This window comes from Telluria sp. AZSoR62 (genome assembly GCF_058111565.1).
In genome coordinates this window covers 1-335 of record NZ_JBYTST010000176.1, presented here as the reverse complement: position 1 = coordinate 335, position 335 = coordinate 1, and the positions used below count along the sequence as shown (strand labels likewise).

The 335-nt window shown below is 55.5% G+C and carries 1 pseudogene; it reads right to left on the bottom strand.

What is annotated here, in order from left to right:
- Positions 1-45 precede the first annotated feature (45 nt).
- Positions 46-335, bottom strand: a pseudogene (locus AC3XQU_RS23415) (hypothetical protein); the annotation flags it as partial.

The following is a 335-nucleotide window of genomic DNA, read 5'->3' as shown; positions in this document are numbered from 1 at the left end:
ATAGCGAATCATTGGTTCTTGGTGTTTGGTCAAGTCGGGGTCTAATTACAGGAAAACGCCCCCGGTTGATTTGGATACAGGTTTCTTCTCCCGCTGGCGCCGATTGCGTTGCTGAGTTGCAGGGACGTTCAAATCGAAGCCGTAGAGCTGGCACAGACTTGTAAGCAGCTCGGGTGCAAGCAGGTTATGAGTGCGATGCAGACGCAGAATGATGCTCTTGGCCGACCGCCCATGCGCAGCTGCCAACTTCCCGATTTCTTCCCCAGCTTCAAATCCTGCAACCAGGCGAACATCCTCCTCGTCCGACCACTTCGATCCCTGCGCGGAGAGCGGTG